The following is a 15892-nucleotide window of genomic DNA, read 5'->3' as shown; positions in this document are numbered from 1 at the left end:
GGATGTGACCCCCGAACAGCTCACGCATACCCGACAACAGCTGGAAGCGTTCGCCGCGGAGATCTTCACCCCCTTGACCCGCTGCGATCAGCGGGCCAAGGGCCTGACCTACCTGCGCGGCCTGCTTTTGGACGGCCGCCGCAAGTCCATGCAGCCCATGGCCGAACGCCTCGGCGTGGACCACCAGAGCCTGCAACAGTTCCTCACCTCCTCCACCTGGGACTTCCGCCCGGTACGGCACCGCCTGGCCCACCGGGCGACCCAGGCGATCACCCCACTCGCCTGGGTGATCGACGACACCGGCTTCCCCAAGGACGGCACCGCCTCACCGGGGGTGACCCGCCAGTACTCCGGCACCCTGGGCAAGGTCGGCAACTGCCAGATCGGCGTGAGCGTGCACGCGGTCACCGATGTCGCCTCCTGCCCGCTGACCTGGCGGCTGTTCCTGCCCGCCTGCTGGGACGCCGCCCAGGCCGCCGACCCGGAGGCCGCCAGGCACATCACCGCCCGGCGCGCCCGCTGCGCCATCCCGGCAGGCGAAGGCCACCGCCCCAAATGGCAGCTGGCCCTGGAGATGCTCGATGAGCTGACCGGGCAGGGACTGACACCGGCGGTGGTGGTGGCCGATGCCGCCTACGGCGACAACGCGGCCCTGCGCGCCGCACTGAGCGACCGGCACCTGCGCTACGTGGTGCAGGTCAAAGGCTCCGTCACCGCGCACGCAATCGATGCCGTCCCCGCCAAGCTCGCGTATTCGGGGTTGGGGCCGCACCCCAAGGCGCGCTATCGCACCCGGCCGGTCAGCCTGCGCGAGCATGTCCTGGCCGCCGGGCCTGCCGCGGCCCGCTCGCTGGCCTGGCGCAACGGCTCCAAAGGGTGCCTGCGGTCGGAATTTGTGATTGTGCCGGCCCGTATCGCCGGGCACCGGCCTCGGCTGGCCGCCGACGGATCACTGCCGGTCAGCCACGTGATCGCCGAGTGGCCCCGAGAGGCCTCCGAGCCGACCGCGTACTGGTTGTCGAACCTGCCCGCCGAAACTCCACCGGCCGACCTCATCACCCTGGCCAAGATTCGATGGCGTATCGAGCACGACTACCGGGAGCTGAAGACCGGCCTGGGGCTGGACCACTTCGAAGGCCGATCCTGGAGCGGCTGGCACCGGCACGTCACGCTGGTGACCGCTGCGCATCTGTTCTGCACCGAACTGCGCTTGAGCAGCCCAAAAGCGGCTGGGGCGGCCTGACGCTTTATGCGGTCCTCAGGGAACTGCAGACGCTGCTGGCCATCTGGGCAGGCCGATGCCCGACCTGCCACCAGCGGCCGCCCTAACCACCTAACAAAGCACTACTTGGGCATGTCTTGTGGATCTTCGCCGTCGCGGGGGTCGTGGAGCGTTTTGGCCCGCCTGGACGGCCGCGTAGGCGTGAAGGCCCGGGAAGCGCGACCTAGGATCGGTGCAATGACGACAACGCGTCCCGCGCTCGCCGAGGCCCTGGATCTGCTGCCGCATCCCGAGGGGGGCTGGTACAGGGAGACCTGGAGAACCTCCGTCGCCCTCACCCCGGCCGGTTACGACGGCCCCCGGGCCACGGCGACGGGCATCTACTTCCTGCTCGAACCGGGGCAGGAGTCACGTCCGCACGTGGTCCGCTCGGACGAGGTGTGGCTCTGGCACAGGGGCGGCCCGCTGACCCTGATCCTCGGCGGCCACGAGGGCCAGCCGACCGAGACGATCGTGCTCGGCCCGCTGGTCGAGCGGGGCCAGGTCCCGCAGGCGCTGGTTCCCGCGGGCACCTGGCAGGCCGCCCGACCCGTAGGGGACGAGGGCGTGCTGGTGAGCTGCGTGGTCTCCCCCGGCTTCGACTTCGCCGACTTCCGCATGATCTGACGAAGGTCCCCGGGGGAAGAATGCGGTCACAACCATACGAGGAGGTCAACGGTGACCGATGAGATCGTCTCCGTCATCGGGGGGAAGCAGACGTCCGGGGCGTCCGGCGACGTCTACGAGTCGGTCAACCCGGCCCGCCTGGACGAGGTGGTCGCCCGGGTCAGGCTCGCGGACGCGGAGACGTTCTCCTCCGCGTGCCGTACGGCCGCCGCCGCGCAGGCCGAGTGGGCCGCCGTCCCCGCGCCCGTCAGGGGAAGGGTGATCGCCTCCGTCGGACGGCTGGTCGAGGCCAACGCCGAGACACTCGCCCGGCTCGTCACCCGGGAGATCGGCAAGCCGTACGCGGAGGCACTGGGAGAGGTCCGCGAGATCGTCGACACGTGTGACTTCTTCCTCGGCGAGGGGCGGCGCCTCTACGGGCAGACCGTCCCCTCGGAGATGTCCGACAAGAGCCTGTTCACCTTCAGGGTTCCGGTCGGGGTCGCCACGGTGATCACCGCGGGCAACTTCCCGGTCGCGGTGCCGTCGTGGTATCTGGTCCCGGCGCTGCTCGCGGGCAACGCGGTCGTGTGGAAGCCCGCCGAGTACGCCGCCGCCTCGGCGCACGCGCTCTACCGGCTGTTCGCGGCGGCCGGGCTGCCCGACGGCGTGCTGAACCTGGTCCTCACCGACGGCGCGACCGCCTACCGGGGGCTGGAGACCGCGCTCGGCGAGGGCACCGTGCACAAGGTCGGCTTCACCGGCTCGACCGAGGTCGGCCGCAGGATCGGCGAGCTGTGCGGACGGCACCTGCAGTCGCCCTGCCTCGAACTCGGCGGCAAGAACCCCATGGTGGTCATGCCCGACGCCGACCTGGACCTGGCGGTGGAAGGCGCCCTGTTCGCCGGTTTCGGTACGGCAGGGCAGCGCTGCACCTCGCTCGGCACGGTGATCGCGCACGAGAGCGTCCGCGAGGAGTTCCTCACCCGCTACACGCGCGCCGTCGCCGACGCCGTGGTCGGCGACCCCGCGGGCGACGTGCTGTGCGGGCCGCTGCTCGACGAGAAGTTCGCCGCCCGGTTCGAGGAGTATCTCGGCTGGATCGAACCGCACCACACTGTCGTCTCCGGGCCGACCGGCAGGATCACCCCGGACAACCCCCGTGGGAGCTTCACCGGCGAGGGCGGCCTCTACTACCACCCCGTCGTCGTGGACGGTGTGCGCCCCGGCGACCGGCTGTTCCTTGAGGAGACGTTCGGCCCGATCGTCGGCGTGACGGGCTTCACCACCCTTGAGGAGGCGATCGGGCTCGCCAACCGGCCCGGCTACGGGCTCTCCTCCTCCATCTACACGACCGACCCGAAGTCCGCCTTCCGGTTCCGCTCGGGCATCGGCGCGGGCATGGTCAGCGTCAACAACTCGACCTCCGGCGCCGAGGCGCACCTGCCCTTCGGCGGAAACGGCAAGTCGGGCAACGGCAGCCGCCAGTCGGGAGTGTGGGTGCTCGACCAGTTCACCCGCTGGCAGGCGCTGAACTGGGACTACTCCGGAAAACTCCAGAAGGCCCAGATGGACGTCGCCGAAATCATCCCCGATCCGGACTTCAGGCTCTGACTTTGCCCATTCGGGAGGTTCTCCCCATCATGATCGCGGGATGTCTTCCGGTGAGACGGACGGACGCCCCCGGCGGCCTGCGGGCCACGGGAGGCGGGCGACCTCCCCGCGTGGAGCTGCCACACGGGTGACGGCACCGGTCCCGTCCCCCACGCGACGGCGCGCGCCGCCGTACCGGAACGTGTTCTGGTACGGCGGCGCGACCGTCATCCACCTGGAAGGGCCGCAGCCCTCCCGGGGCACACAGGGGACCGCGTGCTGCGGCGCGGTCCCTTGTGTTTGCTTTTGCGTAGTGCCTCTTTGCGCCGCCTTCGGCGGCGCGGGCTTGGGCGCCTGAAGTCGGTGACTTCCCTCGTCGCTCCTCCGCTGCGCTCCGTCGCTCCTCAGTCCAGCTCACCGACGCGCCCAAGCCGAAACTCTTCACGCACGGCACCGGTACCCCAACCCTTCAGGCCGGGGCGGGGCGGAAGGGTTCCCCTGGTTCAGTGGTGGATGGCTACTCGTTCTACCAGTTCGAAGCCGGTGACCAGGAGGAACACTATGCCGAGCAGGGCGTAGAGCAGGGCGGGCTGCCCGGTGAGGGTCGAGACGATCCGTTCGCGGGTTCCCGGTCTCTGTGCGGGTATGTGACGCCGCTCGTCGGCCAGGGCCGGGACGGTTGCGGCGGGTTCCGGTAGCGCGAGCGGAACCATGAGCGGACGGCTTCCCGGGGGGAAGGCCGCCACGCGGCTGTGCCCGCAGCCGGGACAGCTCGTTCCCGACCAGGGCGGCTGGACCGGCGTGCCCCTGCGCAGCCACACCACGACATCGTGGCCGTGCACGTCGGTCAGATGACGGACGACGTACTCCTCCTGCCAGACGTGCCAGCAACGCAGGCACTCCATCGGCCAGGTCTCACTTGTGCTGAACTCCTCGGTCACGAGGACCACCCCCACGGCGACACCGGTACCGGAACGCCGGTACCGGACCCGAGTGTGATCCCACCTCACCGTGACAGCAAGTGTCCGAATGATACGAAATCCGTAACGACCATATTTTGAGACGATTTCTCTTAATATATGAGATGGATGATACGGTTCGACCAGATCAACCGAAGGAGTGATCCGCCATGACGTCCAAGAACGCCGTCTACACCCACGGGCACCACGAGTCGGTGCTGCGCTCCCATCGCTGGCGCACGGTGGAGAACTCCGCGGCCTACCTCCTGCCGCACCTGAGGCCCGGGATGTCCCTGCTGGACGTGGGCTGCGGCCCCGGCACCATCACCGCGGAGCTGGCCGCCCTGGTATCGCCGGGGACGGTCACCGCCGTGGAGGTCACCGAGGAGGCGCTGGCCCTGGCCAGGACCGAGGTCGAACGGCGGGGCCTGTCCAACGTCGAGTTCGCCGTCGCCGACGTGCACGCCCTCGACCTGCCCGACGGCGCCTTCGACGTCGTCCACGCCCACCAGGTGCTGCAGCACGTGGGCGACCCCGTCCAGGCGCTGCGGGAGATGCGCCGGGTCTGCGCGCCCGGCGGGATCGTCGCGGTCCGCGACAGCGACTACGACGCCTTCACCTGGTTCCCCGTGCTGCCGGAGCTGGACGAGTGGCTGGACCTCTACCAGCGGGTGGCCAGGGGCAACGGCGGCGAGCCCGACGCGGGACGGCGGCTGCTCTCGTGGGCGCACGAGGCCGGGTTCGCCGACGTCACCGCCTCCGCCTCCGCCTGGTGCTTCGCGACGCCCGAGGACCGCGACTGGTGGGGCGGCATGTGGGCCGAGCGCATCCTGAAGTCCGACATGGCCCGCCAGGCGCTCGCCTCGGGGGCCGCGACGGAGGAGGACCTGCGCCGCATCTCCGAGGGCTGGCTGGCCTGGGCCGCCGCGCGGGACGGCTGGCTGTCCGTGCTCCACGGTGAGCTGATCTGCCGCCCCTGATCCCGCCCCGCCGTACGGCCCGCGTCAGGGGGTGCGGGTGACGCCGCAGTACGCCGACTGCCTGCCGATGATCCGGTAGACGCAGTCGGCGTACTCCAGCAGGCGGAGCACGGCCTCCCTGTTGCGGGCCGTCTGCGGGCGGATCTGCTCGTCGGGCGGGTAGAAGCCCGGCGAGGCGGTGATCGGATACATCTCGAAGGTGTAGACGAAGATCTTGTAGGTGCCCCACATCCAGTCGTCGATCGCCCCGTCGGCGATGTAGAGGTCGCTGGACTGCCTGGCGGCGTAGCCGTTGGTCGAGGCCATGTTCGCGCCGAGCGCGGCCAGGGCGTCGCGGTCGTCCCGCGTCATGCCGGGGGCGGTGTCGGCGTAGGTGAAACCGTACGGCCACAGGACGTATTCGCCGTAGGAGTGCCAGTCGATGGCCGCCCTGATCTGCTGCACGCCGCCGACGACCCTGCGGCGCACCCAGTTGGCGACCGCCCTGACCTCGGGTGCCGACTCGGGCGCCGGGCCTCGGTAGGACCCGCTCGACGTCAGCCCCGACGAGCCGCCGCAGCAGCCCCACCGGTAGGCCCAGTTGCGGTTCAGGTCGGTCCCCACGTACGCCGAGCCCGCGTTCGGCTGCCGGTTCTTGCGCCAGTACCGATAGGAGCCGCCGGAGATGTCGTACTCACCGCCGTCGGGGTTGAGGTCGGGCATGACCCAGATCTCCCGCGAGTTCACCAGCGAGGTGATCCTTCTGTCGACGCCGTAGCCGTCGGTGAGCAGGTGGAGGATGTACAGCGCCATCTCCACGCTGAGGTGCTCCCTGGCGTGCTGGTGGTGGGTGAACAGCACCTCGGGCTCGTTCTCGTCCGTCCCGACGTTGTCGCTGATCTTCACGACAACCAGGGCGCGTCCCTCCGCGGAGGTGCCGTAGCCGCTCCTGCGCGCGATCGTGGGATGGGCGGCGACGATCCGGTCGATCTCGGCGATCGTCTCGGCGTAGTTGTGGTAGCCGGAGTCCGCGACGGGGAAGTCGAACGGGCTCGCCTCGCGGGAGGGGGGTCCCTGGACCGTCGTGACCGTGTAGCCCAGCCTCCTGATCGCCTCGACCTCGGCCTCCCCCGCGGTGACCACGACCGAGGCCGCCTCCACCTGGTCGATCACCGCCCCGGTGGCCGCGACGGCGCTGCGCTCGCGCGGGTCGCTCGGCCCCTGGACGCGGTAGCGGCCGCTCGGTGGCGGTTCGCCGGACGCGCCCGCGGTGGTGACGCCGAGACACGACAGCGCCAGGACCACGAGCACCATGATCGGACGGCCTCTCACCTGATGTCCTCCCCCGGCGCGACTCGGACGTTCCCACGCGCCACAACCGAGAGTCAGGCATCGGCTCCGCCGAGTAAAGCACCCAGGTCGGAGCGGGTCAGAAGCCGACCTCGAACCAGACCGTACGGCGGCCGCCCCCGCGGTCGTCCCTGACGCCCCACCGGCTCGCGAGCAGGTCCACCAGGAACATCCCCCGGCCGTTCTCGGCCTGCGGGTCGTTGCGCACGTGCGGCGCGGACGCGCCGGATCCGGCGTCGGAGACCTCGACCAGCACGCTCCGCGCGCCGACCTCGACGGTCATCGCGACCTGCCCGCCCGCGCCGGAGGCGGAGTGGACCACCGAGTTCGTCACCACCTCGCTGACCAGGAGGACGACGTCCTCCGAGACGGGGTGTTCCTCGCCGAGGAAGCCCCGGACCCGGTCCCTCGCCTCGGAGACCGCCTCCGGCACACCCCGCAGGAACATCGTTGACCGCAGCGGCAGGACCCGTTGCACGACCGCCATGATTGGCCTCGCTCCCCGACACGCACATTCCCATGCGCGTCGCGCTCTGAGATGGCACACTCACTCACGGTGAACTGTTCTATCAGGGACTTCAATAGCTCATATTGAGATTCCTCAGTTTCGTTGTCATTGGAACGGAGGTATGCACCATGGCTCCCCGTCGTAGCCCCACGGCGAGGCACCGCCGTCTCATGGCTGAGCTGAGCCGTCTGCGAGAGAACAGTGGACTGACGCGGGTGGAGGTGGCTGAACGGATCGGCTCCACCGACACCACCCTCTGGCGATACGAGACGGGTTTGACCCGTCCGAAACCCTCAGACGTGTCCGTCCTCACCGATGTGTACGGCGTGACCGGGGAGGCCCGCGCCTCACTGATCCAGATGGCCAGGGAGGCTCGCCAGCGGGGCTGGTGGCACCGGCACAGACAGGCACTGAAACCTGGTTTCGACTCCTACATCGGGCTTGAGGCGGAGGCGTCGGTGGTGCGCACCTACGAACCGCTCGTCGTCCCCGGCCTGATGCAGACCGAGCCGTACGCACGCGCCGTCATCGAGGCGACCGCCATGACCTTGGCCCCCTCCGAGGTCGACGAGAAGGTCTCCGTGCGCATCTCACGGCAGCAGCTGCTGCACGGCCCCGGTGACCCGATCCAGCTCGTCGCGCTACTCGACGAGGCAGTACTCCGGCGTCAGATCGGCGGCCGCGCGGTGATGCGTGAGCAGCTTGAACACCTCGTCGAGCTCGGCAGGCTGCCGAACGTGGAGATCAGGGTCATCCCCTTCTCCTCTGGGGCGCACGCCGCGATGGACGGCAAGTTCTGCCTGCTCAGCTTCCCCGAGCCCGAGGATCCCGATCTGGTCTACCTAGAGCAGGCCACGAGCGGGCTCATGCCCGAGGACCCGGAGGAGGTGCGCCGCTACACCCTCATGTTCGGCAGCCTTTCGGCACTGGCTCTCGGCGCTGAGGCGTCGGCCACCTTCATCGCCCAGATGGCGAGGCGATGTTCCAGTCCGTAGAAAGAGAGAGTACGAGGACCATCGATGGATCTGTCCAGCGTCGCATGGCGCAAGAGCAGCCGCAGCACCAACGGAGGGGACTGCGTGGAGGTCGCGGTCGTCCCCGGTGACCCGGCCCTGGCCGCGCACAAGGCCGACGCCGACGCGCTCTACCTCCTCCGCGACTCCAAGGACCCCGACGGCCCGGCGCTGGCGTTCACTCAGGGTGAGTGGGACGCCTTCGTCGGCGGCGTGAAGGACGGCGAGTTCGGCTGAGCCGCCCTCCGGGGGAACCGGGCATCCGGTTCCCCCGGGAAACCCCCGGGCCGTACGGCCCCCGCCACGCCTCGATCATGCGTGGGCAGGGAATGAGGAAACATCTCGCCACCACCGTCATGGCGGCAAAGGAACGGTCGAACTCCCGGCTAACTTCTCGGCATGTCCATGATCGGTCGGTGGTCCACCGGCGATCCGTCGGTGAGAGGCACCTGATGCGAGACGACGGGTGGGTGTACGGCCGGACACGTCACCGGCCAGGACCGGCACGAGGACGGCACCCGCGAGGGGGCCGACGGGACGCGCCGACCGTGCGCACGGCCGCCAAGCTAGCGAGAGGTGACTGACCGTGAGGATCGTTGCGACCGACGGCGCCGGGAGCGCCCGATGATCTCCGAGGTCGTCTCCGGGGAGTCGATCGTCGTCATCGCGTCGGCGGGCGCCGTGGCGTTCGTCCTGGTGGCCGTACTCACCGAGTTCGTCCGGCGCTTCGCCCTGCGGCTGAGGATCGTCGACCGCCCCGGCCCGCACCGGCCGCACCGGCGCCCCACACCACGGCTCGGCGGCCTGGCCGTCGTCGCGGGGGCGCTGCTGCCCACCGGGGCGCTGGTCCGCGAGTGGAGCCTCCAGCTCATCATGATCATGATGAGCGCCGTCCTCGTCGCCCTGCTCGGGGTGATCCACGACTGCAGGCGGCTGCGGCTCGTGTGGCGGCTGGCCGTCGAGAGCGTCGCGGCGACCCTGGTCGTGGCCTCGGGGGTGCGCGTCGAGGCCTTCGGCACCCTGGCCGGCATGGCGGGCACGCTGCTGTGGATCGTGCTCGTCACCAACGCGTTCACCATGATCGACAACACCGACGGCGTGCTCGGAACGGTCGGCGCCGTGGGCGCGGGCGTCCTGGCCGTCACCGCGCTCGCCTCGGGCCAGCCCGACTTCGCCCTGCTCCTGCTCTCCCTGGCCTGCGGCTGCGCGGGCTTCGCCGCCCACGGCTGGAGCCCGGCCAGGATCCGCATGGGCAAGTCGGGTCCGCTGTTCGTCGGCTTCACCCTGGCGGCGTGCGCGGTCGCGGTCTCCGGTCAGGCCGAACCGGTCGCGGTCGTCCCGGCACTCCTGCTCTTCGCCTTCGTCCCGGTGCTCGACATCTGCCTGACGGTCGCCGCCCGGCAGCGCGCGGGCCGTCCCTGGCTGCTCGCGGGCCCCGACCACCTGGCGCACCGCTGTGTGGCCGTGGGCCTCACCACGCGTCAGGTCGCCCTGGTCATGAGTGGCGCGGCCACGGTGACGGGGCTGCTCGGCATGCACGTGATGCTCGGCCGGGTGCCGGGGGCCGTGGCGCTCCCCGGCGTCGTCTGCGCCGGTGCCGGACTGCTGGCACTGCTGGTGCGGGCGCCGGGGCGCTATCCCGCCCCACTCCACGCCCGCCGTACGAGAAGGCTCACCGCCTCCGTCGAGGGGAGAGGGTGAACCCGCCGGAGTGGGGGCGGCCGGAGCGCTTCCTCAGGTAGGCGGCGAACTTCCTGGAGAGCTTGCGGTCGGCGAAACGACGGCCGGTGAACTCGCGCTCCGCGGCGTTCTGGCCGTCGTTGCCCGGGCGGGGCGAGGCCGTGGCCGTGGTCGTGGTCGTGGTCGGCGCCGGGGTGGGTTCCGCGCCCGCCCCGGTGGTCGCGACCAGTGGCCCGGCCACCGCCAGGGCGATGCCGACAAGGATGGGCGTCATACGTCGTGTGGCCATTTCGAACTCCCCCGCCTGTGGTGAACTCCATCCGTGGTATCTGCCACGGCCGGGGGCGGCCCGCACGACCCGCGAGGGGCTTGCCGAAGGATCGCGGACTGTTCTCCGGGCGTTGACGCTGGTCAGCGGGTCGCCGACGCCTCGATCCTGTAGATGGGGCCGGACAGGCTCAGGGCGTACAGCTCGCCGTCGTTGTCCTCGCCGAAGGAGGACAGCTGCTCGACCTGGCCCACCTGCTCACCGGTTCCCGGCCGGTCCGCGGGGGTCGCCCTGATCCAGCCCGCGCAGAAGTCGCCGTAGAGGAAGCGTCCCGACAGGGCGGGAACACGCGTTCCCCGGTAGACGTGTCCGGCGATGACCGAGCAGTTCCCGCCCTCGTGCAGGGGGTACTCGATGACCGGTTCCGTCGTCCCCTCGGCCTTGCCGCCCTGGAAGTCGTGTTTGCCCTCCCTGCGGTTCCAGCCGTAGTTCACCCCGCCCTTGCCCTTCGGCGCGAAGTCGACCTCCTCCCAGGAGTTCTGGCCGACGTCGCCGATCCACATGTCACCCGTTTTCCTGTCGAAGGAGAACCGCCATGGGTTCCGCAGGCCGTACGCCCATATTTCGGGTTTTGCTCCTTGGGTGGTTCTGAGGGGGTTGTCCTCGGGCACCCGGTACGGCGTGCCGCGCGGGTCGATCCTGAGGATCTTGCCCAGCCAGGTTCCGGTGTTCTGGCCGTTGCCCTGCGGGTCTCCCCCGCTGCCCCCGTCGCCGAGGGCGATGTAGAGGTAGCCGTCTGGCCCGAAGGCGAGTTGTCCCCCATTGTGGTTGGCGTACGGCTGGCGCTGGACGAGCACGTCCCTGCGGGCGGTGGCCCTGACGCCGTCGAAGGCCCACTCGGTGACGTGGGTGTGCCCCTCGGCGTCGGTCCAGTCGAGGTAGAGGTGGCCGCCCTCGGGGTGGAAGGCGACGCCGAGCAGGCCCTGCTCGTTGCCCCCGCTCACCTCAGCGGAGAGGTCCACGACGGGCTCGGGCGCGACCTTCCCGTCCTTCACCGCACGCAGCCGCCCGGTCTGTTCGGCGACGTAGAGCGTCGGGTCGCCCTTCCGCACGGCCATCGCCACCGGCATGTCGAGCCGCGCCAGTTCGGTGAACCGTACGGGCGAGTCGGCGGTCTGGGCCGGGGCGGGGTCGGCGGTCGAGGTCGCCGGGGCGGAGCAGGCCGAGGCGGAAACCATCAGGGCCGCGCACAGCGCGAGCGCTCCCGGCCCGGTTCCACGGGAGAACGACACATTCCTCATGCCTCAATCATGCGTCCCAGGTTCGCGAGCGTTTCCGATCACAGGAACTAGACTTCGGGCATGCCTTCAGCACTGATCACGGGCGCGACGGCCGGCATCGGTGCCGCCTTCGCGCGACGTCTCGCCGCCGACGGGTTCTCCCTCGTCCTGGTCGCCCGCGACGAGGAGCGTCTGACCTCCGCCGCCGAGTCCCTGCGCCTGCGCTACGGGGTCGAGGTCGAGGTGCTCGCCGCCGACCTGACGTCCGACGAAGGGCTCGGCCGGGTCGAGGCGCGGCTGCGCCAGGGGATCGACCTGCTGGTCAACAACGCGGGCTTCGGCCATCCCGGCGCGGCCCTCGACGTCTCGGTCGCCGACGAGCTGCGGATGCTGAAGCTGCACTGCGAGGCGGTGCTGCGGCTGACGATGGCCGTGCTGCCCGGCATGCGCAAGCGCGACCGGGGCGCGGTGATCAACGTGGCGTCGGTGGCGGCCTTCTTCAACCGCGGCACCTACAGCGCCTCCAAGGCGTGGGTCGTCAACTACAGCGAGTCGACGGCCGCCGAGCTGGCGGGGACGCGCGTGCGGGTGATGGCGCTGTGCCCGGGGTTCGTCAGGACCGAGTTCCACGAGCGCGCCTCGATGGACACCTCGGGCATCCCCGGCTTCCTGTGGCTGTCGGCCGACGACGTGGTGAGGGAGGCCATGCGCGACCTGGCGGTCGGCAGGCGGGTGAGCGTGCCCGACCTGCGCTACAAGGTCATCGTCGGCGCGGGCAAGCTGGTGCCGAGGAGCCTCGCGGCCCTCGTCTCCCAGCGGCTCGGCCGGAGGTAACCGGCGGCTGAAAGGGGAAGGGCCCGTACCGCAGGAGGGGGTTGCGGTGCGGGCCCTTCGTCCGGTCCGGTCAGACGTGCAGGTTGGCCGGGTGGCCGATCGCCAGACCGGAGACCGGGTCGAAGAAGTGCAGGTTGTGGGTGTCGACGACCAGCTCGACGTTCTGGCCGGGACGGACGTGGCTGCGGGAGTTGACGCGGGCGGTCCACAGCGACTTGTCGCCGACCAGCGGCAGCGTCGTCTCCTCGTCCTCACCGGCGTCCGCGGCGGCGACGGTGTCCTGGTGCTGGACCGGCGGGGCGTCGATCAGGAACAGGACGTTGATCTCGGAGCCGAGCTCCTCGGTGACCTCGGCGCGCACCTGGAGGCGGCTCCAGTTGCCGGGGGCGCCGTTGGCGGCGACGGCGTCGTCGAAGTCGGAGGGCCGGACGCCCAGGATGACCTTCCTGCCGATCCACTGGTCGAGGCCGGGCTTGTCGGCGAAGCTCTGGTTGGGCACCGGGAGCCTGAGACCGGCGAACGCGACGTAGGCGCCGCCGTCACCGCGGACCAGCTCGGCGTTGACGAGGTTCATCGACGGTGAGCCCATGAAGCCCGCGACGAACAGGTTGACCGGGCTGTCGAAGAGGTTCTGCGGGGTGTCCACCTGCTGGAGCAGGCCGTCGCGCAGCACGCAGACGCGGTCGCCGAGGGTCATGGCCTCGACCTGGTCGTGGGTGACGTAGACGGTGGTGACGCCGAGGCGGTCGTGCAGCGTGTTGAGGGAGGCGCGCATGGAGACGCGGAGCTTGGCGTCCAGGTTGGACAGCGGCTCGTCCATGAGGAAGGCCTGCGGCTCACGCACGATGGCGCGGCCCATCGCGACACGCTGACGCTGACCACCGGACAGGGCGGCGGGCTTGCGCTTGAGGTACTGCTCAAGGCCGAGCATCTTGGCGGCCTCGTTGACCCGCTTGGAGATCTCCGCCTTGGGCATCTTGCGGAGCTTGAGGCCGAAGGCGAGGTTCTCCTCGACCGTCATGTGCGGGTAGAGCGCGTAGTTCTGGAAGACCATGGCGATGTCGCGGTCCTTCGGGGGCAGGTGGTTGACCACCCGGCCGCCGATGGAGATCTCGCCGCCGCTGATGTCCTCAAGGCCGGCGATCATCCGCAGGGCGGTGGACTTGCCACAGCCGGACGGGCCGACCAGCACCATGAACTCGCCGTCCTTGATCTCGAGGTCAAGGCTGTTCACGGCTTTGACACCGCCCGCGTAGATCTTGTCGACTTTGCTGAGAACGATGGATGCCATGACAGTCCTTAGCGCCTCGGGCCAAACCCGCGTTCACCCGATGTGGATACGTTTTCATGCATCTCACCGGAAACGAAGATCCCTGTCAACCCCTCAGCCGATTCCACCTCGTCAATGACGCTTCCGTTATCCCTCCGCGCTGGATCGAACACGGAAAACATGATGGAATCGTTTCCATGAGCATGCGTCGTACGACCATCAAGGACGTCGCGGAGGCGGCGAGGGTCGGGGTGGCCACGGTGTCGCGGGTCCTGTCCGGGGGGTCGGCGAGTCCCGAGACCCGGGAGCGGGTGCTGACCGTCGCGGCCCAGCTCGACTACCGGCCGAGCGCGCTCGGCCGCAACCTGCGCCAGCAGCGCTCGGGCGGGATCGGGCTGCTGCTGCCCGACATCACCGACACCTTCTACGGGCGGCTTGCCGACGGGGTGCTCGCCTGCGCCCGTTCCGCGGGCGAGCCGGTGATCCTGGGCACCACGGGCGACGACGAGGAGCGCGAGGCCGAGCTGATCGGCATGCTGGTCGAGCAGGGCGTGGACCGGGTGATCGCGGTGCCCTCCGGGGATGGTGAGATCTGGGCGCCGACCCTGCGGGCGGGGCTCACGATGGTGTTCGCGCACCGGAGCTCGGGCGGGCGGGACGAGGTGCCCGCGGTGCTGGCCGACGACCGGGCGGGCGTGCGGACCGCGATCGACTATCTGACGGGCCTCGGCCACCGGCGCATCGCCTATCTCGGCGGCCCAGGGCAGTCACAGCGGCTGACCGCCTTCCGCCAGGCGCTCGGCCCCCTGGTCGACGAGGAGCTGATCGTGCTGGCGCGCGGCACCAGGGACTCCGCCTACGCCGCGGCGGCCGGGCTGTTCCAGCACCGGCCCGACCTGACCGCCGTGCTCGCCGGGGGCAACCTGCTGGGCGAGGCGGCGGTGCTCGCCGCCAGGGAGCTGGACGTGCGGGTGCCGAGGGACATGTCGCTGGTCATGTTCGACGACGTCCCCTGGGCGGAGCTGTGCTCGCCCCCGCTGACGGTGATCGCCCAGCCCGCGCGGGACATCGGCTACCGGGCGGCCGAGCTGGTGCTCCGCGCGGGCGGCAGGCGCCCGCGCGGCGTGCTCCTGCCGACCGAGCTGATCGTCAGGGGAAGCTGCGGGCCTAGAGGGTCTTCTCGATCGCCGCGATGACGGCGGGGTCGCCGGGCTCGACGCCCGGCCGGAACCTGGCGAGCACCTCGCCCTCGCGCGAGACGAGGAACTTCTCGAAGTTCCACTGCACGTCCCCGGCCACCCCTTCGGCGTCCGGGACCTCGGTGAGCGTGGCGTACAGCGGGTGCCGTTCGTCGCCGTTGACGTCCGTCTTGGCCAGCAGCGGGAAGTCCACGCCGTAGGTGGTCGAGCAGAACTCCTGGATCTCCTCGGGGCTGCCGGGCTCCTGCCCCATGAACTGGTTGCAGGGGACGCCGACGACGGTGAACCCCGTCCCGCCGTAGGTCCGCTGGAGTTCGACGAGCCCGGAGTACTGCGGGGTGAGACCGCAGCGGGAGGCGACGTTCACGACGAGGGCGGCGCCGTCCTTCGCGAGCTCGGCGAGGGTCGTCGGCGCGTCGGCGAGAGTGCGCAGAGGAATATCACGAATGCTCATGATCTGCACCCTAAACCCGTTGTCACGTCCAAGAGTTATGACGTCCCGGAAAGGAAATGTGATGGACGCCACAGAGAGGGCTGTGGTCCCCTGAGCAGGCACTTGATCCTTTTCTAACTGATCTTTGACAGGAGGCCTGACAAAACTTGTCGGCTGGCTTCGCCGGAAATCGCTGAGGCATCGTGACGGCGTCCCCCGAAACCGGCGAAAGGTCACTTTCCTATGCCGACGCCACGCCGTACCAGCCTGTCGCTGGGCCTCATGGCGCTCGCCGTCAGCACCACCGCCACGGTCGTCCACGCCTCCCCCGCCGCCGCGTCGTCGTCCGCGCTGCGGGGCAACCAGGCCATCGCGGCACCCATGGTGTCCGCCAAGGGCTGGGGCGGCGCCCACTTCGACTGTCTCCGGCGACTCTGGACAAGGGAGAGCAACTGGAACCACAGGGCACAGAACCGTTCCTCCGGCGCCTACGGAATCCCCCAGGCGCTACCCGGAGGAAAGATGGCGAGCGCGGGCCGAGACTGGCGCACCAACCCCAGGACACAGATCAGATGGGGTCTCGGTTACATCAAGCAGCGCTACGGCTCGCCGTGCGGAGCGTGGGCACACTTCCGCTCACACGGCTGGTACTAGATCCAAACCCCAAGGCCGGGTGATT

The 15892-nt window shown here is 70.0% G+C and carries 16 protein-coding genes and 1 pseudogene; 10 read left to right on the top strand and 7 right to left on the bottom strand.

Going from position 1 to position 15892, the window contains the following annotated elements; translation table 11 throughout:
• Positions 1 to 4 precede the first annotated feature (4 nt).
• From FHS44_RS18265 to FHS44_RS18255, 3 genes are all read left to right on the top strand, one after another.
• Positions 5 to 1243 carry an IS701 family transposase gene (locus FHS44_RS18265; RefSeq protein WP_184716144.1) on the top strand — a complete coding sequence of 413 codons (1239 nt, stop codon included), beginning with the start codon at positions 5 to 7 and terminating at the stop codon, positions 1241 to 1243.
• Between the two features lie 216 nt (positions 1244 to 1459).
• Positions 1460 to 1888 carry a cupin domain-containing protein gene (locus tag FHS44_RS18260; RefSeq protein WP_184716142.1) on the top strand — a complete coding sequence of 143 codons (429 nt, stop codon included), beginning with the start codon at positions 1460 to 1462 and terminating at the stop codon, positions 1886 to 1888.
• 51 nt (positions 1889 to 1939) lie between these two features.
• Positions 1940 to 3481 (top strand): aldehyde dehydrogenase family protein, encoded by a 1542-nt coding sequence (locus FHS44_RS18255; protein ID WP_184716140.1) that lies wholly within the window; start codon positions 1940 to 1942, stop codon positions 3479 to 3481.
• A 482-nt stretch (positions 3482 to 3963) separates the two neighbouring features.
• Here FHS44_RS18255 and FHS44_RS18250 read toward each other — a convergent pair whose 3' ends face one another.
• The gene (locus tag FHS44_RS18250; protein ID WP_184716138.1) at positions 3964 to 4401 is read right to left on the bottom strand and encodes a hypothetical protein; all 438 of its coding nucleotides are present in this window, start codon (positions 4399 to 4401) and stop codon (positions 3964 to 3966) included.
• A gap of 188 nt (positions 4402 to 4589) precedes the next feature.
• Between FHS44_RS18250 and FHS44_RS18245 the strand changes: the two genes are divergently transcribed.
• Entirely contained in the window at positions 4590 to 5399 is an 810-nt protein-coding gene (locus tag FHS44_RS18245) for a class I SAM-dependent methyltransferase (RefSeq protein WP_184716136.1), read from the top strand.
• A 24-nt stretch (positions 5400 to 5423) separates the two neighbouring features.
• Here the strand turns inward: FHS44_RS18245 and FHS44_RS18240 are convergent, their stop codons facing one another.
• Together FHS44_RS18240 and FHS44_RS18235 are read right to left on the bottom strand one after the other, a co-directional pair.
• The gene (locus tag FHS44_RS18240) at positions 5424 to 6710 is read right to left on the bottom strand and encodes a M14 family metallopeptidase (protein WP_312863703.1); all 1287 of its coding nucleotides are present in this window, start codon (positions 6708 to 6710) and stop codon (positions 5424 to 5426) included.
• Between the two features lie 97 nt (positions 6711 to 6807).
• A complete protein-coding gene (locus FHS44_RS18235) occupies positions 6808 to 7215 on the bottom strand; it encodes an ATP-binding protein (RefSeq protein ID WP_184716134.1) in 408 nt (135 codons plus the stop codon).
• 149 nt (positions 7216 to 7364) lie between these two features.
• Between FHS44_RS18235 and FHS44_RS18230 the strand changes: the two genes are divergently transcribed.
• The 3 genes from FHS44_RS18230 to FHS44_RS18220 all read left to right on the top strand — a co-directional run bounded on the left by FHS44_RS18230 (position 7365) and on the right by FHS44_RS18220 (position 9950).
• The gene (locus FHS44_RS18230; protein ID WP_184716132.1) at positions 7365 to 8231 is read left to right on the top strand and encodes a helix-turn-helix domain-containing protein; all 867 of its coding nucleotides are present in this window, start codon (positions 7365 to 7367) and stop codon (positions 8229 to 8231) included.
• A 24-nt stretch (positions 8232 to 8255) separates the two neighbouring features.
• Positions 8256 to 8486 carry a DUF397 domain-containing protein gene (locus FHS44_RS18225; protein ID WP_184716130.1) on the top strand — a complete coding sequence of 77 codons (231 nt, stop codon included), beginning with the start codon at positions 8256 to 8258 and terminating at the stop codon, positions 8484 to 8486.
• Between the two features lie 387 nt (positions 8487 to 8873).
• A complete protein-coding gene (locus tag FHS44_RS18220; protein WP_184716128.1) occupies positions 8874 to 9950 on the top strand; it encodes a glycosyltransferase family 4 protein in 1077 nt (358 codons plus the stop codon).
• On the opposite strand, the gene FHS44_RS18215 is transcribed toward FHS44_RS18220, so the two are convergent.
• Both FHS44_RS18215 and FHS44_RS18210 read right to left on the bottom strand, forming a co-directional pair.
• The gene (locus FHS44_RS18215; protein WP_184716126.1) at positions 9922 to 10218 is read right to left on the bottom strand and encodes a hypothetical protein; all 297 of its coding nucleotides are present in this window, start codon (positions 10216 to 10218) and stop codon (positions 9922 to 9924) included. The two genes, FHS44_RS18220 and FHS44_RS18215, sit on opposite strands and share 29 nt — an antisense overlap.
• A 122-nt stretch (positions 10219 to 10340) precedes the next feature.
• On the bottom strand, positions 10341 to 11498 hold the full coding sequence (locus FHS44_RS18210; RefSeq protein WP_184716125.1) for a PQQ-dependent sugar dehydrogenase: 1158 nt from the start codon (positions 11496 to 11498) through the stop codon (positions 10341 to 10343).
• A 60-nt stretch (positions 11499 to 11558) separates the two neighbouring features.
• Between FHS44_RS18210 and FHS44_RS18205 the strand changes: the two genes are divergently transcribed.
• Positions 11559 to 12311: an SDR family NAD(P)-dependent oxidoreductase gene (locus FHS44_RS18205; RefSeq protein WP_184716122.1), complete on the top strand. Its 753-nt coding sequence runs from the start codon at positions 11559 to 11561 to the stop codon at positions 12309 to 12311.
• Between the two features lie 70 nt (positions 12312 to 12381).
• On the opposite strand, the gene FHS44_RS18200 is transcribed toward FHS44_RS18205, so the two are convergent.
• The gene (locus tag FHS44_RS18200) at positions 12382 to 13602 is read right to left on the bottom strand and encodes an ABC transporter ATP-binding protein (protein WP_184716121.1); all 1221 of its coding nucleotides are present in this window, start codon (positions 13600 to 13602) and stop codon (positions 12382 to 12384) included.
• Between the two features lie 176 nt (positions 13603 to 13778).
• On the opposite strand from FHS44_RS18200, the gene FHS44_RS18195 reads away from it, so the two are divergent.
• Complete coding sequence (locus FHS44_RS18195) at positions 13779 to 14777, top strand: LacI family DNA-binding transcriptional regulator (protein WP_184716120.1); 999 nt, start codon at positions 13779 to 13781, stop codon at positions 14775 to 14777.
• Here the strand turns inward: FHS44_RS18195 and FHS44_RS18190 are convergent.
• Positions 14749 to 15234 (bottom strand): glutathione peroxidase, encoded by a 486-nt coding sequence (locus tag FHS44_RS18190; RefSeq protein WP_184716119.1) that lies wholly within the window; start codon positions 15232 to 15234, stop codon positions 14749 to 14751. The two genes, FHS44_RS18195 and FHS44_RS18190, sit on opposite strands and share 29 nt — an antisense overlap.
• Positions 15235 to 15576: 342 nt before the next feature.
• Here FHS44_RS18190 and FHS44_RS18185 point away from each other — a divergent pair.
• Positions 15577 to 15867: pseudogene (locus FHS44_RS18185) on the top strand (aggregation-promoting factor C-terminal-like domain-containing protein); the annotation flags it as partial.
• Positions 15868 to 15892: the final 25 nt, after the last annotated feature.

This window comes from Streptosporangium saharense (assembly GCF_014203715.1).
In the GTDB taxonomy this organism is placed as follows: domain Bacteria; phylum Actinomycetota; class Actinomycetes; order Streptosporangiales; family Streptosporangiaceae; genus Streptosporangium; species Streptosporangium saharense.
This window is presented reverse-complemented; position numbering and strand designations above follow the sequence as displayed.